Origin of the sequence: Streptomyces sp. NBC_00454 (genome assembly GCF_041434015.1) — a bacterium.
Taxonomy (GTDB): domain Bacteria; phylum Actinomycetota; class Actinomycetes; order Streptomycetales; family Streptomycetaceae; genus Streptomyces.
The window spans coordinates 5,904,536-5,929,348 of the sequence record NZ_CP107907.1 but is presented as its reverse complement, the minus strand read 5'-3'; the positions used below and the strand labels follow the sequence as shown (position 1 = coordinate 5,929,348).

At 72.5% G+C, this 24,813-nt stretch carries 19 protein-coding genes; 12 read left to right on the top strand and 7 right to left on the bottom strand.

The features are described from left to right. Window positions 1-34: 34 nt before the first annotated feature. Window positions 35-847, bottom strand: a complete 813-nt coding sequence (locus OHU74_RS27290; protein WP_371618294.1) for a hypothetical protein — start codon at window positions 845-847, stop codon at window positions 35-37. A 539-nt stretch (window positions 848-1,386) separates the two neighbouring features. On the opposite strand from OHU74_RS27290, the gene sepH reads away from it, so the two are divergent. Further along, window positions 1,387-2,397 carry a septation protein SepH gene (sepH, locus tag OHU74_RS27285; RefSeq protein WP_371618293.1) on the top strand — a complete coding sequence of 337 codons (1,011 nt, stop codon included), beginning with the start codon at window positions 1,387-1,389 and terminating at the stop codon, window positions 2,395-2,397. A 43-nt stretch (window positions 2,398-2,440) separates the two neighbouring features. Here sepH and OHU74_RS27280 read toward each other — a convergent pair whose 3' ends face one another. Next, on the bottom strand, window positions 2,441-3,298 hold the full coding sequence (locus tag OHU74_RS27280) for a sulfurtransferase (protein ID WP_371618292.1): 858 nt from the start codon (window positions 3,296-3,298) through the stop codon (window positions 2,441-2,443). A 185-nt stretch (window positions 3,299-3,483) separates the two neighbouring features. Here OHU74_RS27280 and OHU74_RS27275 point away from each other — a divergent pair, with 185 nt between their 5' ends. Further along, the gene (locus OHU74_RS27275) at window positions 3,484-4,269 is read left to right on the top strand and encodes a VOC family protein (RefSeq protein WP_371619829.1); all 786 of its coding nucleotides are present in this window, start codon (window positions 3,484-3,486) and stop codon (window positions 4,267-4,269) included. 61 nt (window positions 4,270-4,330) lie between these two features. Here OHU74_RS27275 and OHU74_RS27270 read toward each other — a convergent pair whose 3' ends face one another. Then, a complete protein-coding gene (locus OHU74_RS27270) occupies window positions 4,331-5,377 on the bottom strand; it encodes a M4 family metallopeptidase (RefSeq protein ID WP_371618291.1) in 1,047 nt (348 codons plus the stop codon). A 236-nt stretch (window positions 5,378-5,613) separates the two neighbouring features. On the opposite strand from OHU74_RS27270, the gene OHU74_RS27265 reads away from it, so the two are divergent. The 10 genes from OHU74_RS27265 (at window position 5,614) to OHU74_RS27220 (ending at window position 21,006) form a co-directional block, all read left to right on the top strand. Continuing rightward, window positions 5,614-6,333, top strand: coding sequence for an RNA polymerase sigma factor (locus OHU74_RS27265; RefSeq protein ID WP_371618290.1), 720 nt, complete (start codon window positions 5,614-5,616; stop codon window positions 6,331-6,333). Beyond that, window positions 6,330-7,022 (top strand): hypothetical protein, encoded by a 693-nt coding sequence (locus tag OHU74_RS27260; RefSeq protein WP_371618289.1) that lies wholly within the window; start codon window positions 6,330-6,332, stop codon window positions 7,020-7,022. Before OHU74_RS27265 ends, OHU74_RS27260 begins: the two co-directional genes overlap by 4 nt. Window positions 7,023-7,169: 147 nt before the next feature. Next, window positions 7,170-7,733, top strand: coding sequence for a hypothetical protein (locus OHU74_RS27255; RefSeq protein WP_371618288.1), 564 nt, complete (start codon window positions 7,170-7,172; stop codon window positions 7,731-7,733). Between the two features lie 52 nt (window positions 7,734-7,785). Continuing rightward, entirely contained in the window at window positions 7,786-10,131 is a 2,346-nt protein-coding gene (locus tag OHU74_RS27250; protein ID WP_371618287.1) for a bifunctional polysaccharide deacetylase/glycosyltransferase family 2 protein, read from the top strand. A gap of 654 nt (window positions 10,132-10,785) precedes the next feature. Next, window positions 10,786-12,417, top strand: a complete 1,632-nt coding sequence (locus OHU74_RS27245; protein WP_371618286.1) for a M4 family metallopeptidase — start codon at window positions 10,786-10,788, stop codon at window positions 12,415-12,417. Window positions 12,418-12,611: 194 nt separating this feature from the next. Further along, entirely contained in the window at window positions 12,612-14,000 is a 1,389-nt protein-coding gene (locus tag OHU74_RS27240; protein WP_371618285.1) for a DUF11 domain-containing protein, read from the top strand. Window positions 14,001-14,020: 20 nt separating this feature from the next. Beyond that, window positions 14,021-16,144, top strand: a complete 2,124-nt coding sequence (locus OHU74_RS27235; RefSeq protein WP_371618284.1) for a hypothetical protein — start codon at window positions 14,021-14,023, stop codon at window positions 16,142-16,144. Between the two features lie 90 nt (window positions 16,145-16,234). Continuing rightward, a complete protein-coding gene (locus OHU74_RS27230; RefSeq protein WP_371618283.1) occupies window positions 16,235-18,325 on the top strand; it encodes a hypothetical protein in 2,091 nt (696 codons plus the stop codon). Window positions 18,326-18,488: 163 nt separating this feature from the next. Next, window positions 18,489-18,938 carry a hypothetical protein gene (locus OHU74_RS27225; RefSeq protein WP_371618282.1) on the top strand — a complete coding sequence of 150 codons (450 nt, stop codon included), beginning with the start codon at window positions 18,489-18,491 and terminating at the stop codon, window positions 18,936-18,938. A 109-nt stretch (window positions 18,939-19,047) separates the two neighbouring features. Next, the gene (locus OHU74_RS27220) at window positions 19,048-21,006 is read left to right on the top strand and encodes an NAD-binding lipoprotein (protein WP_371618281.1); all 1,959 of its coding nucleotides are present in this window, start codon (window positions 19,048-19,050) and stop codon (window positions 21,004-21,006) included. A gap of 48 nt (window positions 21,007-21,054) precedes the next feature. Here the strand turns inward: OHU74_RS27220 and OHU74_RS27215 are convergent, their stop codons facing one another. The 4 genes from OHU74_RS27215 to OHU74_RS27200 form a co-directional block, all read right to left on the bottom strand. Further along, entirely contained in the window at window positions 21,055-23,016 is a 1,962-nt protein-coding gene (locus tag OHU74_RS27215) for a flavin monoamine oxidase family protein (protein ID WP_371619828.1), read from the bottom strand. 140 nt (window positions 23,017-23,156) lie between these two features. Then, window positions 23,157-23,558 carry an Imm50 family immunity protein gene (locus OHU74_RS27210; protein WP_371618280.1) on the bottom strand — a complete coding sequence of 134 codons (402 nt, stop codon included), beginning with the start codon at window positions 23,556-23,558 and terminating at the stop codon, window positions 23,157-23,159. A 9-nt stretch (window positions 23,559-23,567) separates the two neighbouring features. After that, complete coding sequence (locus tag OHU74_RS27205; RefSeq protein ID WP_371618279.1) at window positions 23,568-24,053, bottom strand: hypothetical protein; 486 nt, start codon at window positions 24,051-24,053, stop codon at window positions 23,568-23,570. 65 nt (window positions 24,054-24,118) lie between these two features. Next, the gene (locus OHU74_RS27200) at window positions 24,119-24,769 is read right to left on the bottom strand and encodes a thymidine kinase (RefSeq protein WP_330298993.1); all 651 of its coding nucleotides are present in this window, start codon (window positions 24,767-24,769) and stop codon (window positions 24,119-24,121) included. Window positions 24,770-24,813 lie beyond the last annotated feature (44 nt).

Sequence of the window (24,813 nt, the reverse complement as noted above, 5' to 3'; positions counted from 1 at the left end):
CCGGAGCCCGGACCCCTCCGCCTGCCTGCCCGCCTCAGGGTGTCGGCGACTCCCGGCCGGCGCCACTGCCCGCGCCCCCGCCCGGGGTCGCCCCGCCGGAGCTCGGCGTGGGGGTCGGGGTGGGCGTGGGAGTCGGCGTCGGGTCGGGCTTCGGCGGGCTGGGGCTCGGCGTCGGGTCCGCGGAGTGCGAGGGGCTGGGGTCCGGGCTCGGGCTCCCGCCGCCGTGCGAGCGCGAAGGACTCGGGGAGTTCCCGGTCTCCGGGGTCTTCCCGCCCTTTTCGCCGGGCTCGCCCTTGGGCGGGGCGGGACTGTCGTTCCCCGCCTTCTGCGTGCCTCCGGAGAAGACGGTCCCGCCCCCCTTGCTCACGGAGGTGTCGGCGATCGCCTCGTAGGTCCCTATCCCGCCGAGCGCGATGGCGAACGCCAGGCCGGAGGCCACCGCCGTCCGCTTCCAGCCCCGTACGCGGGTGCCGTGGACGGTGGCCTCGCCGAACTCCTCGTCGGGCAGCGCCTCGGCGGGGACGGCGCGCAGCATCATCGTTCCGTCGGGCGCCCGCTCCCCGCCCGGTGCCTCCACCGGTACCTGACGGGCCTTCGGGCGGGCGGTCTCGCGCAGCTGGTCGCCGGTGCGCCGGAAGAAGTGCTGGATGACGGGGCCGCCGGCGGTGGCGACCACGCTCACCACACCGGCGCCGAGGATGGTTCCGTAGACGCCCATCTGCGAGGCCAGCAGGGCCGCCGCGACCGTGGCCAGGGAGGAACCCGCGACCTGAGCCGCGCTCAGGTCGAGCTTCTTCTTCTCCTTCTCCCGCTCCGGCTCGACGTCCAGCACCGTCTTCTGACCCATCGCCATCCCCTGCGTGTCCGACCCTCTCGCGCTTCACCGCTTTCTCCCGTTACTGACCCCTGAGCGAAACGGATAGTTCCATTTCTGGGGATTGTGTGAAGCAGGACACCCGAAAACGAACGCGCCCGCAGGTCCGCCCGGATGTGGACCCGTCAGAGGGCAGCCCAACTCCCGCCGTCCGAGACAAGTTCGGCGGCGCGGCGGTCCACCCAGGTGGCCCGAATGGAGTACTGTGGCGAGCCCTGGGGCCGTCCTTCCTTTCGGATGTCCGGACCCGGGAGAGGGGGCCGGCTGATGGAAAAACGGCACTCGAGACCGGTGATGCCGCGATATTGCACGGGATCCTGCTGCGCACAGTAATCGTTCGGTCACTGTGCGTGCCCAACAGGTAACCGTGCCATAACAGCGATCAAGGGCGCATGCCCGACACGCCGGTTTAACTCGGCAAGGTAGTGGCAGGCTGCACCCGGGCAGGCCACACTCGACTAGCGGAAGCAGCGACGCACGTGACGTCGGCAGGCACCACCCGGGAGGTCCCCATGCCCGAACTGCGTGTCGTGGCCGTCTCAAATGACGGCACACGACTGGTGCTCAAGGCTGCGGACAGCACGGAGTACACGCTTGCGATCGACGAGCGTCTCCGGGCTGCCGTGCGTAACGACCGTGCGCGCCTGAACCAAATCGAGATCGAGGTGGAGAGCCACCTCCGCCCCCGTGACATCCAGGCCCGGATACGGGCCGGTGCCTCCGCGGAGGAGGTCGCTCAGCTCGCGGGCATCCCCGTCGACCGGGTACGCCGCTTCGAGGGCCCCGTGCTCGCGGAGCGCGCCTTCATGGCCGAGCGGGCCCGCAAGACTCCCGTGCGCCGTCCCGGCGAGAACACCGGACCCCAGCTCGGCGAGGCCGTGCAGGAACGGCTGACGCTGCGCGGCGCCGAGAAGGAATCCGTCCAGTGGGACTCCTGGCGCCGTGACGACGGCACCTGGGAGGTCCTCCTGGTGTACCGGGTCGCGAGCGAACCGCACTCGGCGAGCTGGACGTACGACCCGCCGCGCCGGCTGGTCGTGGCCGTGGACGACGAGGCCCGCTCCCTGATCGGCGAGTCGGACGACCTGCCCGCGACGCCGGAGCCGAGCTTCCCGTTCGTGCCGCGCATCGCACGGCTGCCCCGGGACCGGCCGCTGGACCGTGCGCTCGACCGCCAGCTGGAACGTCCTGTCGCTCCCGCCCCGCCGCCGCCCCCGGAGCCGGAGGAGGAGCGGGACACCCTGACGGCCCTGCTGGAGTCGGTACCGAGCTTCCGCGGCGACATGGTGGTCCCGGAGCCGGTGCAGGAACCGGAGGCCGAGGAGCCGCCGGCGGCCTCGGCCGGCGCGGGCACCGCGTACGCGGACGTCCTGATGCCGCGCACCGTGGCGGGCCACCGGGACCGCCTCACCGGAACGACCGACCGACAGGCGGAAGCCGACGGCGTCCGGCCGGGCCGCCGCGCGGCGGTCCCGAGCTGGGACGAGATCGTCTTCGGCACCCGGCGCAAGAAGCAGGAGTAGCCCCGGCCGCCTCCGTCCGCGGACGGAGGCGGCCACGGGTCGCTCAGCCCGGCAGGCTGCCGACCGCCACCGGCCGCGCCGGGTCGGCGGACCAGTGCGACCAGCTGCCCGCGTACAGCGCGGCCGGGATGCCCGCCGCTGCCAGGGCGAGGACCTCGTGGGCTCCCGAGACCCCGGAGCCGCAGTACACGCCGACCTGGGCCCCGGCGGCGTCCGCGCCGAGCTCCGCGAAGCGCGCCCGCAGCGCGTCCGCGGCCAGGAACAGCCCGTCCGGACCCACGTTCTCCGTGGTCGGCGCCGATACCGCTCCCGGGATGTGCCCGCCGACCGGGTCGATCGGTTCGACCTCTCCGCGGTAGCGCTCCCCCGCCCGCGCGTCCAGCAGGAGCCCGGTGCGGGCCAGTGCGGCGGCCCCGTCCGCGTCCAGCAGTCCGATCGCACCCGGATTTGGCTTGAAATCACCTCGTTCCACAGGAGTGACCTCCGTCAACAGCGGGCCGCCCCCGTCCGTCCACGCGGCCAGTCCCCCGTCCAGCACCCGCACCTGCGCATGACCCGTCCAGCGCAACAGCCACCACGCACGCGCCGCCGCCCAGCCCTGTCCACCGTCGTACACGACCACCGGCGTGTCCGCCGAGACCCCGGCCCGCCGCATCACCGCGCCGAACTCCTCCGGATCCGGCAGCGGGTGCCGGCCGCCCTCCCCCGCCGGGCCTGCGAGTTCCGCGTCGAGGTCGACGTAGACGGCGCCCGGCAGGTGCCCCGCCTCGTACGCGGGCCGCTGGTTCGGGCCGCCGAGCTGCCAGCGGACGTCCAGGAGGACCGGCGGCCGGGGGCCGGACAGTTCGGCCTTCAGGGCTGCGGCCGAGAGCACGGGAGAAGGGGAAGCGTTCGCAGTCATGCGGGCCATTTTGCTCCCTTCACCGGACCTTGCGTAACAAGCCGGACATCGACGGGCCGCATCGATCCGGTCATCTGTCCAGGCTCGCTCGAGACCCGGCCGGGTCGGGGCGCGCCGAGGCGCCCGGAGTGGAAGCATCTGCTGCGGGAAGCCTCATGCGCATGACGACGGAGGAGACGGCCGAGATGACCGAGGCACTGGAAACGATGCGGCGCACGCCGGGCGCACCGTGCTGGGCGAACCTGATGGTCCACAGCCTCGGCGCCACCGAGGAGTTCTACGCCGATCTGTTCGGCTGGGAGTACGCGCCCGGCCCCGAGCAGCTGGGTCCGGGCGTCCATGCCCTGCTCGACGGGCGCGAGGTGGCCGGCATCGGCAAGCTGCCGCCGGACCGCCACCTCCCGGTGGCCTGGACCACCTACCTGGCCACGGACGACGCCGATGCGACGGCCGAGTCGATCCGCTCCTGCGGCGGCACCGTCGCGGTGGGCCCGCTGGACGGCGGGTTCGTGGGACGGGTGGCGATCTGTTCCGACCCGCTGGGCGCGATCTTCGGACTCTGGCAGGCCGCACCCCACCTGGGCGTCCGGCCGAGGGGCATCCCGGGCACCCCGGTGTGGAGCGAGCTGGTCACCCAGGACACCTCCACGGTCGGCAAGTTCTACGAGCACGTCTTCGGCCACGAGGCCCGTGCGCACGCCGACTCCTCCGAGGACTTCGACTACCTCACCCTCCTGCTCCAGGGCAGGCCGGTGGCCGCCGTGCACGGGGTCGGCCGCTCCCTGCCCCACGACCGGGGCCCGCACTGGATGACGTACTTCGAGGTGGAGGACCCCGACGAGGCCGCGGCCCGGGTCCTGCGCCTCGGTGGCCGCGTCGTCCAGCCGCCCCGCGAGGGCCTCAGCGGCAGACTGGCCACGGTCGCGGACCCCGAGGGAGCCGTCTTCACGGTCGTCCGCAGCAGGACCTGACCCGGACCGTCACCGCAGGGGTGTCGTGCGCGGCGCGGGTCCCGCGCCGCGCACGACGCTCCTACTGGATTCCCGGGATCTGGCGGGCCTTGAACGCCTGGCGCACCGCGTCCGCGGCGCTCTTGCCGTACATCCGCTGGGCGGTGGCGATCGTCGTCAGCGCCGCGTCCTGGAAGCTGGTGTCGGGCGCGAAGCCGAACTGCGCGTTGACGATGACGCGGTCGGCGGTCCTCGCGCCCAGTGCGCCACGGATGTCGAAGAGGGCGCGGGACCAGATCTCGCCGTCGGCGTGCACCTCGCCCGTGCGGTCCGCGTAGACCTTGTTCCCGTCGACGCGGCGCAGGCAGTGCGGGGCGGAGCTGTACTCGACCGAGTCCCAGTCCCCGACGCATGCCAGGTCCGTCTTGCGCGGCCATCCGTAGGCCTCGTCGGCGTGGGAGCCGACCTCGACGGCCAGGTAGTCGCCGAAGGCCTCGCCTATCGCGCCGGCCTCCGGGGAGGAACCGAAGCCGGGGACCTGGGCGTTGTGCACCGCGTGCCCGTACTCGTGGACGATCACCTCGGCGTCCTCGGCGTCGTCGACCCCGCCCTTGCCGAAGCGGATCTCCGACTTCTTGTCGCTGAAGAAGGAGTTGTCGGCACCCCACTGGTTGATGCGGACGGGCTGGGCCCGGTCGTTGGCCCCGGGCAGTTCGCTTCCGAAGCCCAGGCCCTGCAGGTACTCCTGTGCCTCGTTGACCCAGAAATAGGCCATGACCTGCTCGAACCGGTCGTCGGCGCGGGTGAAGGTGCCCGCGTCGGCCACGTTCGCGGAGGCGCCCGTGTCCGATCTGACGTAGGCCCACTTCCCCGACAGTCCGCCGCTGCCGTCCAGGTTGCGCAAGGTGGCCATGGCGTAGGCGGAGGCCGGCACGGCGGCCGCGGAGTCCTTGGCGTCGGTGAGCGTCTGATCGCCCGACGACTGCACGGGGTTGACCATGAAGACCCGGGCCTGCGGCGAAGCTCCGGGCGCGGCCGGGGCCGAGGCCGTGGCCGGCACGGCCGGTGCGAGCAGGGCCACGGTGACGGTGGCCGCGGCGACGAGGCCGCGGGGTGTGCGGCGATCCATATACATCCTCCGGGTTGGGATGTGGTGCGCGGGGCGGGATGCCCGCGCGACGCGGCGTGATCATTGCGCACCACCACCCGCCTTAGCCAGGGCTCGTACGCACCCGGTTCGCTTTCCGGGCCACGGCGTCCGCCCGGGGACCCGTCCGGGGACCCGTCCGGGCCGGCCCCCGGTGGAGGCCGGCCGCGGGCCGGGCTGGCCGTGGGTCCCGGCGGGCCGTGGCGCATCATGACCCGGTGCAGAATGCGGAGCGGTTCGGCGAGGCCGAGGACGAGGCGGGGAAGCCGGGAGTGCCCATCGGGCGCGACCCCGCGGAGATGTCCGAGCAGGTGAACGCTGCCCGGAACGGCGACGAGGCCGCCTTCGGGGCGCTGTTCCGTGCCGTGCAGCCCGGCCTGCTGCGGTACCTGCGGGTGCTGGTCGGCGCGGACGCGGAAGACGTGGCCTCGGAGGCGTGGCTGCAGATCGCCCGGGACCTGGGTTCGTTCCAGGGGGACTTCGACGGGTTCCGCGGCTGGGCGGCGACGATCGGACGGAACCGGGCGATGGACCTGTTGCGGGCCCGGCGCCGTCGCCCGGTCAGCGGTGTGCCGGTGGAGGACCTGCTCGCCGACCGGCCGGCGGCCGACGACACCGAGGGCGCGGCCCTGGCCACGGTCGACACGGCCGCGGCACTGGCCCTCATAGCCTCGCTGCCCCGCGACCAGGCCGAGGCCGTGCTGCTCCGGGTGGTGATGGACCTGGACGCGGCAACCGCCGCGCGGGTGCTCGGCAAGCGGGCCGGCGCCGTACGGATGGCCTCCCACCGCGGGCTGCGCAAGCTCGCCGAACGGCTCGAAGGGCGGCGGCGACCTGCGGGAACGCCCGCGGCGGCGGACCCGCGGGAGTCCGCGGAAAAAAGTTCCGCCCAGGGAGTGACACCGACGACACCGCCAACGCTGAAGGGCATGAGATGAGCACCAACCGTCCCCGCCGGATCGACCAGAGCACCGCCGAGCAGCTGCTCGGCCGGGGCCCGGTCGCGCCGACGGGCGGCCACGACGCCCTCGTAGGACTGCTCGGCGCCGCCGCCGCTCCCGCCGCGGAAGGTGAGCTGGCCGGCGAACGGGCGGCGCTGGCCGCGTTCCGGGCCGCTCAGCTCGCACCCGAACCTGCTCCCGCACACCGTCCCCGGAGGCGGCCCATGCCGACGCCGACCCTGGCGAAGCTCCTGAGCGCGAAGGTCGCGGCCGTCGCCGCCGCCATCGCGCTCGGCGGCGTCGCCGTCGCGGCCGGCACCGGACACCTGCCCGCCTCCCTGGGCGGCGATCCCGCCCGCAGCGAGCCCGGTCCCGCGGCGAGTTCCGCCCCGGCCACGCCCGGCGCGGTTCCGCCCGCCGCCACCCGCAGGCCCGGCGCGCCCGTGCCCGCGACCCCGGTGGAGCCGGGCACCCCGAGCCCCGGGGCGACGGCCCCGCCCGGCCGGTCGGGCGGCCACCCGACGCCGGGCGCCCAGGAGCCGGGCAACCGGCCCGCCACGCCGGGGACGGGCCGGACGCACGCGCCGGATACGGACCGGACGCACACGCCGAACGGGCCCGGCGAGCACCCGAGCGGCCCTCCGGACGACCGGCCCACCGCGCCCACCGCGCGCCCGAAGGGGTAGCCCCGCCCGAGTCCGACGAACGCCGACCCCCGACCCCCGACCTCCGAACCCCCCGGCCTCCGACTTCCGGCCTCCGACCATGAGGTCGCCCCGCCCGGGTCCACGACCGCCCGGCCCCTGATCCCGCTACCCGTAGAGGCCCCACCGATGCAAGGACGACTTGGCACCACGGCCGAGGACACCATGCCGCTCCCCCGCGTCACGCAGGGCCACCCGGGCCCGGCGGACGCCTCGCCGCGGCACGCTCCCGAGCCCAGCCCCGTCTTCGTCGACGCGTCGGGGCGCAGGCAGCGAAGGGTGCGAAGGGCGGGGCGCCTGCTGGTCGTACCCGCCGCCGCCTACGTCGTCCTGCTGATCAGCACCCTGCTGGGCGGCCCCACCGTCCGCTCCCCGCTCCTGCCCGCCGCCCCGGCTCCGCACACCCCCGCGCCCGAAGCCTCGTCGGCGCCGAAGAGCGCACCCGGTGCTTCCGGTGGGAGCGCGGCGGGTGCGAGCCCCACCCCGTCCGCCGCGCGCGGCGCCGCCCCCTCCAAGGCGGCCCCGGCCGTCGGTCAGACGCCCGCACCGGGCGCGACCGGGGCCCCCGGCACCACCCCGGCGCCCGGGACCGCTGCCGGGAAGGGGGCCGCGCCGACTGCGGCGAACACCGCGCACGGCCGCCCCACTTCCGCCCCCGGCCAGGGCGGCGGCAAGCCCACCTCGCACCCGTAAGCCACCGGAAGCCACCGGAAGCCACCGGAACGCAGCAGTCAGGAACACCCCGTTGTCCAAGAACCGTCGCCGCCGGGCACCGTCCCGCGGCCGGCACAGCACCGTGCGCGACGTTCCGTTGCGCACGCACTGGCTTCTGCTCACCACGCTCGTGCTCACCCTCTCGGCCGCGCTGCTGCTCCAGGGCTACACCCGCCACATGTTCGACTCCACCGCCGACGGCGCTCCCCGGGTACAGGGGCCGGCCTCCTCCGTACCGGCGCGGATAGCCGCCGGCGGCCCGGTGATCGAGGGGGCGGGGGGCCGCACCGCCGGACCGGCCGCCCATACGATCGCGCTGACCTTCGACGACGGCCCCGATCCGGTCTGGACACCGAAGATCCTCGACGTCCTGCGCCGCAACGGTGTCCGCGCCACCTTCTTCACCGTCGGCACCCGGGTCGCCGAGAACCCCGCGCTCGCCCGCCGGATCGTCGAGGAGGGCCACCAGATAGGACTCCACGGCTTCACCCACACCGACCTGGGCACCGCCTCCCCCTGGCGGCGCTCGCTCGAGCTGCGGGAAACGCAGCTCACCGTCGCGGGCGCCACCGGCGTCACCACGCCCCTGCTGCGGCCCCCGTACTCCTCCGGCAACGACGCCCTCACCGACGCCGACTGGGCCACCGTCGTACAGGCCGGGCAGGAGGGTTACCTCACCGTCCTCACGACCCTGGACAGCGAGGACTGGCGGAAGCCCGGCGTCGAGCGGATCATCGCCAACGCCACCCCCGAGGACACCCGCGGGCAGATCCTGCTGATGCACGACTCGGGCGGCGACCGCTCGCAGACCGTCGCCGCACTGGAGCAACTGCTGCCCCGGCTCAAGGCCGCCGGGTTCGCGTTCTCCCCGGTCGGCGAGGCGGTGGCACTGCCCACGGCGGTCCAGCCCGCGGGCACCGCGGAGCACTGGCAGGGCCTCGCCCTGATCACCGCGCTGCGGACCAGCGACTGGATCCTGGGAGCAATCTCCTGGCTGCTGTGGGCGGCGGGTGCGATCAGCCTGCTGCGCGCCGTCGCCGTGTTCGTCGCCGCCCGGCGCCACGTGCGGATGCGCCGCAGACCGTGGGGGGATCCGGTGACCGAACCCGTCAGCGTCATCGTCCCCGCGTACAACGAGAGCGCCGGGATCGAGGCGGCCGTCCGCTCCCTCCTCGCGTCCGACCACCCGGTCGAGGTGATCGTCGTCGACGACGGCTCCACCGACGGCACCGCCGACCTCGTCGAAGCCCTCCACCTGCCCGGTGTCCGGGTCATCCGGCAGCAGAACGCGGGGAAGCCCGCCGCGCTCAACACCGGCATCGCCGCCGCCTCCTGCAACCTCCTCGTCATGGTGGACGGTGACACCGTCTTCGAACCGGATGCCGTCCGCATGATCGTCCAGCCCTTCGCCAACCGCCGCGTCGGCGCGGTCTCCGGCAACGCCAAGGTCGTCAACCGGGACGGCCTGCTGGGGCGCTGGCAGCACATCGAGTACGTCGTCGGGTTCAACCTCGACCGTCGGCTGTTCGACCTCGCCGAATGCATGCCGACCGTCCCCGGCGCCGTCGGCGCCTTCCGCCGCGAGGCGCTGCTGCGCGTCGGCGGTGTCAGCGACACCACCCTCGCCGAGGACACCGACCTCACCATGGCCCTGTGCCGCGACGGCTGGCGCGTCGTGTACGAGGAGCGCGCCAAGGCCTGGACGGAGGCGCCCGCCTCGCTGGGCGCCCTGTGGAAGCAGCGCTACCGCTGGTGCTACGGGACCCTGCAGGCCATGTGGAAGCACCGCGGCGCGCTCGCCCAGCGCGGGCAGGCCGGCAAGCTCGGCAGGCGCGGGCTGATCTACCTGCTCATGTTCCAGGTCCTGTTGCCGCTGCTGGCCCCCGTCGTGGACGTCTTCGCGCTCTACGGCCTGATCTTCCTGGATCCGCTGCGCATCCTCGGCCTGTGGAGCGCGTTCCTGCTCCTCCAGGCGCTGATGGGCCTCTACGCCTTCCGCCTGGACGGGGAACGGCCCGGCCCGCTCTGGAGCCTGCCCCTCCAGCAGTTCGTCTACCGCCAGCTCATGTACCTCGTGGTCATCCAGTCGGTCTTCACCGCGATCGCCGGATCCCGTCTGCGCTGGCAGCGGATGGAGCGCTACGGGAGCCTCCAGGTCCCGGTGCGCGCGACCGAGTCCGAGGCCTTGCCCCGCGCACCCGAACCCCCGGGCCTGGAACTCGCCGAGATCTGGACCGAGGAAGCCCAGCGTGCCGCGGCACTCGCACCGGAGGTCGGCTACTACTCGGATCTCTCATGGGCATCCCGCCCCCATCCGAACGAGCGGATTCGCAATGCACCCGCCGAAGAGACGCACGGGGAATCCCACTGGAGTTGAGCGCCGGGGGTAAATCGGCGGGCCGTGCGCGGCAGAACGCGCACGGCTTTCGCCGCGCACCCCAATTCGGATCGGAGGCCCGCCGGCGAAGGGCTGGAAATCCGATCCCACAAGCCTCCACGGCACCGGGCCGTGGAGGCTTCGCCGTGAACGGCCCCCATCCATAGGGGCTTTCACCTGCGCACTACAGACTCTCAGGCCTTCGGGCAACCATCCGGAGTGGCGCATTCCCGCCACCACGGAACCAGGGTCACCGGAGGCGCACATACCCGCAACACAGGCGCAACATTCCACAGCCATGCGGAGTTGGTACCGAATTCCCCGAATCGCGCCTGGCCGTACACCCGGTAACGCCGCTTTCGCCGGCCGATTCACCCGGATTGCCCGTATCTCCTGACGCCAACTCACATAAACCGGCGCTGTCCGGCTTGGCGAGAGCGCGCCAATTCCATGACAGACCTGTTCATCCGATCCCGTCGATTGTCATGCTTCCGACAGCCTCGTGGGCACCGCCGGTCCATCCCCTCCGGCACCTGTCTCTCGACCCCACGGGGCAGCACGTCAGCACCCGTTCCGCCCCCTCAGGCGCCTACCCCGGCGCCTCGGAACGAGGTGCGGCCGCGAACACGCGGTTGGATCCGGAAGGAAACCTACGTGAAGCGAAAGCTCGCAATCGGAGCCGCTCTCTCCGCCTCGGCCCTGCTGGCCGGCGCCATCCAGGCCGGCGCCGGACTGGCTCAGGCAGCCCCCGTGCCCGTACCGGCCCAGGAGCACGCGGCCCTGATCGCCCAGGCCGGCAGCGATGCCCCCGCCACGGCACGCGCCCTGGGACTGGGCGGCACGGAGGCGCTGGTCGCCAAGGACGTCGTCACCGACGCGAACGGCAACCGCCACGTGCGCTACGAGCGCACCTACAACGGCCTCCCCGTCCTCGGCGGAGACCTGATAGTCCACCAGGACTCCCGGGGCTCCGTGAAGTCGGTGGACAAGGCGGCGGCGGGCATCGCCCCCGCCTCGCTCTCCCCGAAGCTCTCGGCGGGTCAGGCCGCCGCCAGGGCGACCGGCGCCGTGAAGTCCACCATCGGCATCGCCAAGGACTCCGACGAGCCGGCCCTCACCTCGGTCGACAAGACCGGGGCCGCCCGCCTCGTCGTCTGGGCCGCGTCCGGCAGCCCGCGCCTCGCGTACGAGACCCTCGTCGAGGGCATGCGCGCCGACGGCACCCCCAGCAGCCAGCGCGTGGTCACCGACGCCTCGAGCGGCGAGGTCCTCTCCTCCCACGAGGGTGTCCAGACCGCCAACGCGGCGGGCACCGGCAAGGGCGTGTTCGTCGGCTCCGTGCCGCTGACCACCAACTTCACCGGTTCCACCTACCAGCTGAAGGACGCGACCCGCGGCGGCCAGTCCACCTCGAACCTCGCGAACAAGACCAGCGGGAACGGCACCCTCTACACCGACGCCGACAACGCGTGGGGCGACGGCACCGTCTCCAACGGCCAGTCCGCGGCCGTCGACGCCCAGTACGGCGCGGCGGTGACCTGGGACTTCTACAAGAACACCTTCAGCCGCAACGGCATCCGCAACGACGGAGTCGGCGCCGCCAGCCGCGTCCACTACGGCCGCAACTACGTGAACGCGTTCTGGAGCGACTCCTGCTTCTGCATGACGTACGGCGACGGCGCGAGCAACACCCACCCGCTGACCGAACTGGACGTCTCCGGCCACGAGATGAGCCACGGCGTCACGGCGAACACCGCCGGCCTGAACTACTCGGGCGAGTCCGGCGGCCTGAACGAGGCCACCTCGGACATCTTCGGAACGGCCGTGGAGTTCTACGCCAACCTGTCCTCGGACAAGGGCGACTACCTCATCGGTGAGCTGATCAACCTCAACGGCAACGGCACGCCGCTGCGCTACATGGACAAGCCCTCCAAGGACGGCAGCTCGGCCGACTACTGGTCCTCCGGCGTCGGCAACCTCAACGTCCACTACTCCTCGGGCGTCGCCAACCACTTCTTCTACCTGCTGTCGGAGGGCAGCGGCGCCAAGACCATCAACGGCGTCTCCTACAACAGCCCCACCTACACCGGCGCCGCCGTCACCGGGATCGGCCGCGACAAGGCCCTCCAGGTCTGGTACCGGGCCCTCACCGTCTACATGACCTCCACCACCGACTACCAGGGCGCCCGCGTGGCCACCCTGAAGGCGGCCGGGGACCTGTACGGATCGACCTCCGCCGAGTACCAGGCCGTCGCCTCGGCCTGGTCCGGGGTCAACGTGAACTGACCCGGCACCGAAGCTGCAAGTACGTTCCCGTCCGCGCGGGCTCCGCGCGGACGGGAACGTACGGCCGACGGACTGAATTCGATCACCCGTTAGCCATAAATGATCAAATCGAGCACACCCCTTCTGTCTATTCGTGTGAATAGATGACCGCACTGGTCCTCTATGGGCGAGTCGACTTCCCCGAAGGGCACCCGATGCGACGTGTCTTGAGAAGCCGCGCCGGCGCCCCGCACCGGCGCCGCCGCACGGTGACCGCGTTCTGCGCGGTCGCGACGGGCTGCTTCCTCTCCACGGCGCCTTCCGCGGCCTCGGCCCCGGCGGACCCCGGCACCGCCGGATCCGAGCCGCCGGGGTCCTCCGCTTCCCCCGGGGCCTCCGCTTCCCCCGGGTCCTCCGCTTCCCCCGGGTCCTCCGCTTCCCCCGGGTCCTCCGCTTCCCCCGAGGCCCCGCAGGTGCCGGAGAGCGCCGACCTCTCGGTGTCGGGCGCGCTGCGCCCGGTGGCGACCAGCGCCCGGGAGAACCGGGAACAGCCCGGCTCGGCCGCGCGGGAGACCTTCGACTACGTCGTGACGGTGACCAACCGCGGACCGTCCGCCGCCCGGCAGGTGCGCGTCACCGACCGGCTGCCGCCGTCCCTGGAATTCGTCTCCTCCCGCGACGGCTGCACCGCCGAAGGCCGGACGGTGGTGTGCGGGCCGCTGGCCGCGCTGGCGGTGGGCGCCTCGCACGCATGGGTGCTGACCGTCCGGCTCTCGGCCGACTACCGCGGAGACGGTGGGGACATCGTCAACGAAGCGGTGGTCGACGCGGCGACCTCGGACCCGGACTCCCGGAACAACACCTCCTCCCTGACCGGCCTGAAGATTCCGCCCAGCGCGCGCACGGCCGATCTGTCGCTGCGCAAGACGGCGCTGCTCGCGAAGGGACGGGAGCACGTCAGGCCGGGCGAGAAGTTCACCTACCTGATCACGGTGCGCAACGAGGGCCCGGCGACCGCGCGGCAGCTCCAGGTCACCGACCGGCTGCCGGCCTCGCTGGTCCTGCTCTCCTCGCCCGATGACTGCGCGGTCCCCAATGGCGGGGACCGGCTGGTGGTGTGTCCGCCGCTGGACCGGCTGGCGGCCGGTGAGAAGGCGGAGTTCCGGATCACGGTCCGTGCCGTCGCCGATGACCGGGCGGCCCAGCCGCCGGCGAGCATGTGCACGCCCATCGAGAACGTCGCCCGCGTCACCTCGGCGAGTTTCGACCCGGACCTCTCGGACAACGCCAACGACCCCGGTACGACGGGGCCCAAGGGCGGCCGCCTGTGCCTGGTGTCCGAAGGAGGGGGCGGGGAGCACGGCGGGCACGACGACCAGAACGACGGCCGGGAGGACGGCCACCAGGGCCACCACGGCCACGACGACCAGCACGACGGTCGGCAGGACGGCCGGGAGCAGCACGAAGGCCGGGAGCAGCACGGCGGCCACGGCGACCTGGCCGACTCCGGCACCGAGGTTCCGGCCTGGCTGCTGTGGACCTCTGCCGCACTGGTGGCCGGCGGAGCGGCGCTGCGGACGGCCTTCCGGGTGCGGCGCCCGTGACCGACGAGGGACGTTCCGGTATGACGAGGCCCCTGAGCCTCTGGTGGCGCAGAACGGCCGCCTCCTTGCTGTGCACGACCGCGCTGGTCCTGCCGGCAACGCTCGCCCCACCCGCGACGGCGGCCTCGGCCGCCGCGGCCGACCCGGCCGAAGGCCTCCGGCCCCGCGCGCTCGCCTTCCCCGTCAACGAGACCTTCGACAGCTCCACCAACCTGGGCGCCACCAGCGGCAACGCGAGCTATCCGGACGGCGGTGGCTGGCTGCGGCTGACCTCCGCGAGCTCCACCCAGGCCGGTACCTGGAAGCTGAAGGACACCTTCCCCTCCAGCCTGGGCATCATCGCCGAGTTCCGCTACGCCACCTACGGGGGAACCGCCTTCGAGGGCAAGCGGGGTGACGGGCTGTCGTTCTACCTGGCCGACGGCGCGGCCGCCGACGGGGTCGGCCCCTCCGGAGGCGCACTCGGCTACGCCTGCACGGGCGCGGCCGACCTCTGTGCCGTCTCGGGCGTACCGGGCGCGTACCTCGGCATCGGTCTGGACGAGTTCGGCAACTTCTCCTCCAGCTCCGTCGGCAACGGCGGTCCGGGCCCCCAGTCCAACAAGATCGTGGTGCGCGGCGGAGGCAGCGGCAAGGCGGGGTACCGCTTCGCCACGTCCGCCGACGGACCGGGCAAGACCGTGGAGACGGGCAGCCGCGCCAAGGAGCGCAAGGTACGCGTTTCCCTGCTTCCCAGCGGTACGAAGATCCTCCTGTCGGTGTGGTCCGACAGCGGCCCCGACACGGCCATGACCCAGCTGATCACCGACTTCGACGTCACGGGCATCACCGGCCAGCCGAAGCTTCCGGCCACCCTGAAGGTGGGGTTCTCCGGGAGCACCGGCGGCGCGACGAACATCCACGAGATCGACGACCTCCAGATCAACGTGCCGGCCGACCTGACCATCGCGAAGACGGGCTCCCCCGCGAGCGTTCCCGCCGGCGGCGGACCGGTGACCTACACCCTGACCGTCTCCAACAGCCAGGCGAACAATGTCTCCGGCGCCGTGGTGCGCGACACCGTGCCCGGTCTGACCAACGTGACCTGGACCTGCCGCGCCGGCACCGGCGGGACCTGCGCGAAGGCCACCGGCAGCGGGAACCTCCTGGACACGACGGCCGACTTCGAGCGGGGCGGCTCCGTCACCTACACGGTCACCGGCACGGCCCCGGCGCAGCCCGTCACCCTGTCCAACACGGCCACCGTGACCGCCCCGGCGGACCGTACGGACACCAACCTGAAGGACAACAGCTCGACCGCCCCCGACACGGTGGTGACGGCGAGCGCCGACGTGGCCGCGGAGAAGCAGGGGGTCGGAGCCGGGCCGGTGGCTCCGGGCCAGGAGTTCGAGTACAAGATCACCGCACGCAACCTGGGGCCCTCCCACACGTCCTCCGTCCGGATGTCCGACACGCTCCCGGGGCCGCTGCGGTTCGTCTCCTCCGCCGACGGGTGCACGGCGTCGGGACAGGTGCTGTCCTGCCCGGTCCGAGATCAGCTGAACGCCGGGACGAGCACCTCGTGGACGGTGCGCGTGCGGCTGGACCCGGCCTATCAGGGGGACGGCTCGGACCTCGGGAACGTCGCTGCGCTCCAGCACGCCGTCGCCGATCCGCAGCCCTCGAACAACACCAGCGCGGCCGCGGCTCCACCGGGCGGAGTGTCGGCCGCCCAGGCCGACCTCTCGCTGGTCAAGGCCGCCGAGAGCCGCTCCCCCGTCGCGCCCGGCGAGACCTTCACCTACACGGTGACGGTGCGCAGCGCCGGCCCGTCCGTGGCCCGGAAGGTCACGGTCACGGACCCGCTGCCCGCCGCGCTCTCGTTCGTCTCTTCGCCCGGCGGTTGCACCGCCGTCGGCCGGGACGTCACCTGCGGAACCGCTGCGACGCTGGACCCGGGCGGGGTCCGGTCGTGGACCTTCACCGTGCGCCTCGACCCGGCGTACTCCGGTGACGGGACGGCCCTGCGGAACACTGCGACCGCCCGAGCGGACACCGCCGATCCGAACCCGCTCGACAACAGCGGCTCCGCCGGTGTGCCCGGCGGGCGCGTCCGCCCGCCGAGCGCCGACATCGAGCTCTCCAAGCGGGCGATCGCGGGCTGACAGGACGCTTCCCCCGCCGCCTTCCCTTCCCCCGAACTCCCGTACAGCTCTCTGTACGGTCCTCTCCGCACGAAACGGAAACGATGCGCGATGACGACGACACCAGGCCGGCGGCCGGCGGTGTGGGCCGTGGCTCCGCTGCTCTGCGCCGCGGCCCTGTGGGCCGGACCGGCCCCCGTGGCCGCCGCCCTGCCCAGCGGAGGGCATACGGTCGAGGTGACGGCACAGCGTGCCAAGGCCCCCGGTGACCTGATCACATACACGCTGACCGCGAAGAACAAGGGCCCGTCGGTGGCCCGGAAGGTCACCGCGACGGACAAGCTCCCCACCGGGATCTCCTTCGTGGGCTCCTCCGACGGCTGCACCGCCATCGGCCAGACCGTCACCTGCGGGCCCGAACCGGAGCTGGCCGCCGGGGAGACCAAGAGCTGGAGCTTCCAGGCCCGGCTGAGCCCCTCGTACCAGGGGGACGGTTCCGATCTCGGCAACAGTGCCACCGGCAAGTCGGACGCCATCGATCCCGACCCCGCCAACAACAAGCCCGATCCGGTGCTGCCTCCGGGGCCGTTCGATCCGGTCTCGGACCTGGCCACCGTCAAGACCCCGCTGGGCGCGGGGCCGACGGTCCCGGGCCAGGAGTACGAGTACGAGGTCCGCACCACCAACAAGGGCCCTTCCGACGCGCGCAACGTCGTGGTGACCGACGCCCTGCCCGACGGGCTGACCTTCGTCTCCTCCGCCGACCCGTGCGCAGTGTCCGGACGGACGGTCACCTGCGGTCCGCTGGCCCGGCTCGTCCCCGGCGCCGAGGTGGTGTGGACCTTCAAGGTGAAGCTGGACCCGGCCTACGCCAGTGACGGCAGCGACCTGCGCAACACCGCGACCTCCGCCTCCGCGTCCAAGGATCCGGAGCCCGCCGACAACACCTCGCACGCCGTGCTGCCTCCGGGCGGGGTCACCGAGCCGCAGGCCGACGTCTGGACGACGAAGCGGCCCGCCACCGACACCCCGATCGCCCCCGGGCAGACCTTCGAGTACGTGGTCACCGCGCACAACGACGGCCCGTCCCGCGCCGTGAACACCACGATCACCGACAAGCTGCCCGCGCAGCTCGCCTTCGTCTCCTCCCCCGACGGCTGCTCGGCCACCGACGGCACGGTCAGCTGCGGCCCGTTGGCCGTACTGGAGCCCTCGGCGTCCCGGACCTGGCGGTTCACCGTCCGCCTCGACAGCAACTACACCGGCAACGGATCCGACATCCGCAACACGGCGACCGCCACCTCACGGACCAAGGACCCCAAGCCCGAGAACAACACGAGCAGCCCGGCGGGCCTGCCCGGCAGCACCGTCAACAAGCCGACCGCGGACCTCTCGGTGACCAAGGAGGCCGTCGGCACCAAGCCGCCGGTGCCGGGCGAGAGCTTCGACTACCGGATCCGGATCACCAACAACGGCCCGTCGGCCGACGCCTTCAACGTCAAGCTCACCGACGCCCTTCCCGAGGGCCTCTCGTACGTGGCCTCCTCCCCCGCCGGATGCACCGTCGCCGGGCACCTGGTGAGCTGCAAGCGCACCAGCCCGCTCAGGGTCGGTGAAACGATCGAGTACCTGCTCACCGTCAAGGTGGACCCCGCGTACAGCGGAGACGGCAGCGACCTGAAGAACACCGCCCAGGTGACCGCCGACAACATCGACCCGGCGAGCGAGAACGACAAGAGCACCGCGACCGTGCCCGGCGGGCACGTCACGGATCCCGCCGCGGACCTCGCCATCACCAAGAAGCCCGTCCAGACCGCCCCCGTGGCGCCGGGCGAGACCTTCGACTACGCCCTGACCGTCACCAACAACGGCCCCTCCCAGGCCGAGCAGGTCACGGTCTCCGACACGCTGCCGACCGCGCTGAGCTTCGTATCCGGCGACGCCACCTGCACCTCGGGGCGGACCGTCACCTGCGGCCCGCTGCCGCGCCTGGCGCCCGGAGCCTCGATGACCTGGGTGATCAAGGTGAAGCTGGACCCGGAGTACACCGGCAACGGCTCCGACATCCGCAACACCGCAACCGTCGACTCCCTGACCAACGACCCCAAGCCCGCGAACAACACGAGCGCGGCCGCCGGCCCGCCCGGCGGCACGGTCAAGGACCCGACGGCCGACCTGGAGGTCGGCAAGACGACCCCCTGATCACACGACCCCCTCGGAAGGCCGGCAGGGCACCCCGCCCTGCCGGCCTTCCGGCGTCCGCGTTCACTCGAACGGCGGCGCTCGAATGTCCCGGCGCGCCCCCGCCACGGACTCTGGGCGGGACGCCGGACCCCCGGCGCCCCGTCCGACGAAGGAGCTTCCCGTGGCACAGACAACACCTTCCGGCAGGGCCCCCGCCGGACAGCGCACCGCCGGCGGTCAGAACCCGTGGGCGGCCAGCGGCACCCTGTTCGCCGGAGTCCTGATGCTCGTGGAGGGCGTCCTCGGCATCCTGAAGGGGATCGTCGGCATCGCGAAGGACGACGTCTACGCGAGCGTGGGCGACTACACCTTCAAATTCGACGTCACCGCCTGGGGCTGGATCCACCTCATCGTGGGCATCGTGCTCGCCATCGTCGGCGTGGGCATCCTCAAGGGCATGGCCTGGGCCAGGGGCGCGGGCGTGGCCATCGCCGGGCTGGACATCGTCCTCAACTTCCTGTGGCTGCCCTACACACCGCTCTGGGCCCTCATCTCGATCGCCATCGGCGTCTTCATCATCTGGGCCCTGTGCACGGACACGGGCAACACCCGCGTTCATACCTCTGAGTGAGGCTGGTGGGGTTCGAGGGGGGCATGAGCAGGGATCTGCCTAGGGTGACTGGCGGGAGTGGCGGGCAGCCGCTCCGACCAGTGCGTCGACCTCAGGTACGGGAGCTCGCGTGGCGCAGCAGGACACGACGTCGCTCCGGCTCCGTCTCCAGTACCGCTTCGACCATCTGGTCTCGGGGGGAACGACCGCGCTCATCGGCTGGCTGGCCCTGGCCTGCCTCGCCGTGGTCGTGCCGGCGAGCATCGTCCTCGTCTGGTCCGACCGCGCCGCTCCGGCCACCCTCGCGGGCCGGCTCGCCGCCGTATGGGTCAGCGTCGGCCAGACGCTGAAGATCGGGGGTGCGGTCGGCTCCCCGCTCTACGTGCTGGCCTCCGTAGCGCTCGCCCTCGTGGCCCTGCTCTTCGTGTCGACCCTGGTCAGTCTGATCACCACGGGCATCAACCGGCGCATCATGTCGCTGCGCCGCGGTCACTCCACCGTGCTGGAGACCGGGCACACCGTCGTACTGGGCTGGTCGGACCAGGTCTTTCCCGTGATCGGGGAGCTGGTGGCCGCCCACGCGAACCAGCATCGCTCCGCCGTCGCCCTGCTCGCCCCGCAGGACAAGGTGTGGATGGAGGAGGAGATCTCCGCCCGCACCGGCGACAGCGGCAGAACGCGGATCATCTGCCGCAGCGGGAGCACCACCGACCCGGCCGAGTTGTGCCGGATGAGCCCGCGCACCGCGAAGGCGGTGCTGGTGCTTCCTCCGACCGGGGACACCGGAGACGCCCACGTGGTGAAGACGCTGCTCGCCCTCGACGCCGCTGTCCCCGGGCCCGCGGACCGGGCAGCGGTGGTGGTCGCCGCCGTCCGTGACTCCCGCAACCACGTGACGGCCCGGCTGGCCGCCGGGCCCGCGGGACACGTCCTGTGCGTCGACGACATCATCGCCCGGCTCCTCGTCCAGACGACCCGGCAGCCCGGCCTCTCGCTCGTCTACTCGGAGTTGCTGGACTTCGCGGGCGACGAGTTCTACCCGGTCGCGGCCGGGGACCTCGCGGGGCGTGCGTTCGGCGAGGCCCTGCTGTCGTTCGCCACGTCCTCGGCGGTCGGCCTGCTGCACGCCGACGGGAGCGTCACCCTCAACCCGGATCCGGCGACGGTGATCGGCCCGGCCGACCGGATCATCGCCATCTCCCGGGACGACGACACGGCCGTACGGGCGGACGTGGCCTCCCATGTCCGGGAGGACGCGATCGTGACGGCCGGACCCGGAACGGACCGCGCCGAACGTCTCCTCCTGCTCGGCTGGAACCGCCGCGCCCCGCTCGTCATCGAGCAGCTCGACCAGTACGTGAGCCCGGGTACCACCCTGGACGTCGTGGCCCTCGGCGAGTACGCGGCCACGCGCGGCGACCGCTCCGTCTCGGCCGCCCGGTCCCGCCTCGAAGTCACCTTCCACGAGGGCGACATCACCGACCCGCTCACCCTGGCCAAGCTGGACGTGCCCTCGTACGACGGCGTGATCGTCGTCGGTGAGACGGAGCCGGGTGCCCCGGAGGCGCCCGGGACCCCGGACGCACCGGTGGCCGCCCTCGCTCCGGTGACGGATCCGCAGGCGCGGGCGGACGACAGGACGCTGGTCACCCTGCTGCACCTGCGGGCCATCGGGGAAGCCGCCCGGCGGGAACTCGCGCTCACCACCGAGATGTCCGACGACGGCAACCGGCTCCTCGCGCCGGCCCGGGACGGCGCCGACTTCATCGTGAGCGGCAGGCTGATCAGCCTTCTGATGACCCAGATCTCCGAGAGCCCGTACCTCGCCCAGGTCTTCGAGGAGTTGTTCAAGGCACAGGGCCACGAGTTCCACCTCAAGCCGGCCTCGGACTACGTCCGGGCCGGCTCCGAGGTCCCCTTCGCCACCGCCGTCGAATCGGCGCGGCGGCGCGGGGAATGCGCGGTGGGCTACCGGCTGCGCGCGCTGAGCGCCACGGGCCCCGACTACGGGGTGCGGATCAACCCCGACAAGCGCCGGCCGGTCCGGCTCTCGGCGGAGGACTGGCTGATCGTGCTCGCCGAGAGCTGAGGGCCGAGGGCTGACGGCCGAGGGCTGACGGCGCCGCCGGGGGCGCCGCTACGCCGTGTGCACTTCCAGTGCGCTGCGCACCGCGGATTCCAGCGCTCCCTCGATCCACGCGGGCTTGATGGAGGTGTGGCATCCGGCGAAGTGCAGGCTGCCCTCGGCCTTGCGGACGTGGGAGAAGAGCTCGGTGTGCTGGCCGGGCAGCAGTACGGAGGCCTCACCGTAGGCGTACGGATCGCGCATCCAGGACTGGGTGCGGCCGACGCCGGTGTAGAACACCTCGATGCGCTGTCCGAACACCTCCTGGACCCCGGCGAGGGCGCGCGGGTAGCGCTCCTCGTCGTCCAGGGAGTCCCACTTCAGGGCGTCGTCGGACCAGCTGTAGGAGGCGAGGAGGACGCCGCCGGCGCTGCCTTCGACGGGGTAGGAGGGCTGGAACATGAAGCGGTTGGGGTTGTCGGTGGCCGAGCCTCCGCCGATGACGTGGGCCGCTTCGGGCTGGTCGCGGGTGACCACGCGGCTGGCGGCGTAGTGGGACCGCTGTCCTTCGGAGACGTGGCCCTCGGGTACGGAGGGGTGGGCGCCCAGCAGGGCTCCGTCGGCCGGGGTCCGCCCGGTCTGGTACTTCCGGTACAGGCCGGGCTGCACGGCCTCCAGCTCGCGCTTCCAGTCGGCCTCGTCGAACTCCCACCAGCGGCGGCTGAATTCGAGCAGCACCTTGGTGGCGGCGTCGTAGTGCAGCTCGGTGACCGCGCGCCGCTTGCCGTACGAGAGCGCGGGGGCGATGGGGATGTGACGCAGCCCGGAGAAGGGGACCGTGATGATGGCGGTGTCGGCGGTGAAGGTCTCGCGGCGTACGGGACTGCCGCCCTTGCCCTCGGAGACGGTTTCGACGGTGACCCTGCCCTCCCCGTGGGTGATGCGGGTCGCGCGGCGGTCGAGCCGCACGAGGTCCTTGACGCGCGCGTACATCGCGTCGGCCAGGGTCGCGCTGCCGCCGGGCAGTTCGTAGAAGGCGGTGTCGGGGCTGATCAGCGAGGCGCCGATGAAGCTGTGCACGAAGGCGAGGTGCAGGCGGGAGGTGAGGTTCTCGACGGTTCCGATCAGGTCGATGGTCCGCTCGTCGAGCTTGGCCTCCTCCGTCAGGAATCGGTACATCGACATGTGCCCGTAGCGCTGGATGACGCGCGCCCAGCCCTCGACGAGGTCCTTGTCCTTCTTGCCCTCGATCTCCTTGCGCACGGGGGCGAAGGCGTCCCGGACGATCTGCGAGGAGGGGACGGACTCGTACTCCTTCGGAACTCCGAAGGAACGGTTGAGCGCCTGCGGGGCGCTCGCGTAGTCGGCGCGGCGGACGCGGATGCCGTTGACGTAGATCCACGTCCGGTAGGCGGGGCGGCCGGCCGCGTCCACGTCGACCAGGTAGAAGCGCCGGCGCTTGAGGCCGAGGCCATCCATCAGCCCGGTGACCAGCGGGTGGCTGTCGGGGATGCGCATCGCGCCGGCCTCGGCGTACTGCTTGGGGTCGGCGAAGGGCTGGGCGGCGTTCTCGTGGCCGCCGGTGCGGAAGGTCTTGATCCGGCCGCCGACCCGGTTGGCGTTGGCCTCGATGACGGTGACCTGGTGGCCGGCCTGGTGCAGCAGGTGGGCCGCGGTGAGGCCGGCCGGACCGGCGCCGACGACGAGCACCTTCTTGCCGGGGCGGCGCGAGCGGGGCAGGCCGTTCTTCAGGAGGATGTCGGCGTAGCGCGGTACGAGCGGCTGGTCCTGCTCGTCCCGTACGAGGATGGCCCGGGCGATCGCCAGGCAGGCACCCCAGTCGGCGACCGCCGCGCCGGGGACGGCCTGCGAGGTCTCGGCGGAGGTGACGGCGAGCGCCAGCCCGCCGGCTCCGGCGACGGCGGCCGCGCCGGCGATGACGGTACGGCGGGAGGGCCGGCGGGAAGGCGCCGGTACGGGCTCGCCGGGGGTTCCGGAAGCCTCAGGGTTTCCGGCGTTGGCATCGGGATCCATGATCATGGGCCAACTCTTGCCGCCCGCCCGGCCCCGGACCGCCAGAATCCGCCCGCGCGGGCAAGTACCACCCGGACGTGCGTCGCGCGCCGCCCCGTGCTGACGAACTGGGTTTCGTACGGGCCCTCACGCCGGAACCGTCAAGGTGATCCCTGCAGATATACGCGGATCTGGTCGAGCCGAGAGGTCTCGGCGGTGAAGGAGATCGAGCGGGTCCCGCTGGTCACCGACACCTGCTGTCGACCTGCCGCCCCCTCCGTGACGCGCACCGTGCGGTCGTGGCGACCCGGATGCTCCGCGGCGATGCCCGCCATCCGCAGCTCCTCCACACCGCTGAACACGGCGAAGAAGCGCAGGGTGTTGTACGTGCCCTCCTCCCAGTCCGACTGCGGGTGGTCGGGCAGCCTCGAGGTCTCGAAGCCGAGGGTGACCGAGGTGTCCCGCTCGTCCACGTGCACGTAGTACAGCGGGCACGAGGAGAGGTCCGGCGGTGCGTCGTACAGCACCGCGAGTTGCGGCCACGGGGGAAGGGGCAGGCTCATCTCGGACTCTCAGACCCGCTCGTAGAAGGTGTTGTCATGGGTGGGCGGAAGCTCCGGGTAGCGCCTGCGCTCGATGGGGCGTGCGAAGTCGCGCGGCCCGCCGTCGCCGCCGTCCGGCCCCCGGGTGAAGACCCCGAGCCGCCCGGCGACCACGGAGGCGTTCGCCGTGAACGCCACCTCGGCCCCGTCCGCCGCCACCCGTACCGCGATCCGGTACTCCGGCAGCGCGGCCAGCTCCACGTCCGCCGTCACCGGTGGCCGCCAGCCGTCCATCACGAAGTCCCGGGCGTGCGAGAACTGGAGCTGACACTGCATGGTGTCCCCGGGCCCCCGCTCCCACCGGTCCGGGAAGCGGGGCATGTCGATCCGGAGCGTCACGGCCGAGGCCCAGCCGTCCAGGTGGACGGAGCGGATCCGGACTGCCGTCAGCGGGGGCAGCTCGTCGTAGAACGGGGAGAAGACCTCCGCATTCACCACGAATTCATTCCAGGTCATGGAGGTAATCCTCCCCCGTGCCCGGGGCGCCAGAGGTTCCCTTCACAGGCCCTGGCAGGGCCCGGTCAGGCGTGGTTGACCGGGAGGACGTCCGGGGAGAGCGCGCCCGCGTGGGCCGCGGCGCTCGTCATGCGCTTGCGGTGGTGGCGGCGGCAGAGGACCTCGTAACCGATCTCCTCCGCCGGGCGGTTGACGTCGCCGACCACCACCTGGGCGCCCTCGACCACCATCTCCCCGCCCACCGTACGGGCGTTGTGCGTGGCCCGGGCGCCGCACCAGCACAGGGCCTCCACCTGGAGCTGCTCCAGGCGGTCCGCCAGCTCGATCAGCCGCTGCGAGCCGGGGAAGAGCTTCGTGCGGAAGTCCGTGGTGATGCCGAAGGCGAAGACGTCCAGGCCGAGGTCGTCGACGATGCGGGCGAGCTGGTCGATCTGCTCCGGGGCCAGGAACTGCGCCTCGTCCACGATCACGTAGTCCGCCTTGCCGCCCTTGGAGAGCTGGGCGACCAGGTACGCGTACAGGTCCATGCCCTCCGGCGCCTCGACCGCCTCCGTCACCAGCCCCAGGCGGGAGGACAGCTTGCCCTCGCCCGCACGGTCGTCGCGGGTGAAGATCACGCCCTGCAGGCCCCGCGCGTCGCGGTTGTGGGCGATCTGGAGCGCCAGTGTGCTCTTTCCGCAGTCCATCGTTCCGGAGAAGAACACCAGCTCGGGCATGGGGAGCAGGACCTTTCGGGTCAGGGAGGGGACGGCGGAGGGGG

Excerpts from the sequence above, each read along its gene's own strand:
- OHU74_RS27290 (WP_371618294.1), bottom strand. The coding sequence starts at position 847 with ATGGGTCAGAAGACGGTGCTGGACGTCGAGCCGGAGCGGGAGAAGGAG.
- sepH (WP_371618293.1), top strand. The coding sequence starts at position 1,387 with ATGCCCGAACTGCGTGTCGTGGCCGTCTCAAATGACGGCACACGACTG.
- OHU74_RS27280 (WP_371618292.1), bottom strand. The coding sequence starts at position 3,298 with ATGACTGCGAACGCTTCCCCTTCTCCCGTGCTCTCGGCCGCAGCCCTG.
- OHU74_RS27275 (WP_371619829.1), top strand. The coding sequence starts at position 3,484 with ATGACCGAGGCACTGGAAACGATGCGGCGCACGCCGGGCGCACCGTGC.
- OHU74_RS27270 (WP_371618291.1), bottom strand. The coding sequence starts at position 5,377 with ATGGATCGCCGCACACCCCGCGGCCTCGTCGCCGCGGCCACCGTCACC.
- OHU74_RS27260 (WP_371618289.1), top strand. The coding sequence starts at position 6,330 with ATGAGCACCAACCGTCCCCGCCGGATCGACCAGAGCACCGCCGAGCAG.
- OHU74_RS27255 (WP_371618288.1), top strand. The coding sequence starts at position 7,170 with ATGCAAGGACGACTTGGCACCACGGCCGAGGACACCATGCCGCTCCCC.
- OHU74_RS27240 (WP_371618285.1), top strand. The coding sequence starts at position 12,612 with ATGCGACGTGTCTTGAGAAGCCGCGCCGGCGCCCCGCACCGGCGCCGC.
- OHU74_RS27235 (WP_371618284.1), top strand. The coding sequence starts at position 14,021 with ATGACGAGGCCCCTGAGCCTCTGGTGGCGCAGAACGGCCGCCTCCTTG.
- OHU74_RS27230 (WP_371618283.1), top strand. The coding sequence starts at position 16,235 with ATGACGACGACACCAGGCCGGCGGCCGGCGGTGTGGGCCGTGGCTCCG.
- OHU74_RS27215 (WP_371619828.1), bottom strand. The coding sequence starts at position 23,016 with ATGGATCCCGATGCCAACGCCGGAAACCCTGAGGCTTCCGGAACCCCC.
- OHU74_RS27210 (WP_371618280.1), bottom strand. The coding sequence starts at position 23,558 with ATGAGCCTGCCCCTTCCCCCGTGGCCGCAACTCGCGGTGCTGTACGAC.
- OHU74_RS27205 (WP_371618279.1), bottom strand. The coding sequence starts at position 24,053 with ATGACCTGGAATGAATTCGTGGTGAATGCGGAGGTCTTCTCCCCGTTC.
- OHU74_RS27200 (WP_330298993.1), bottom strand. The coding sequence starts at position 24,769 with ATGCCCGAGCTGGTGTTCTTCTCCGGAACGATGGACTGCGGAAAGAGC.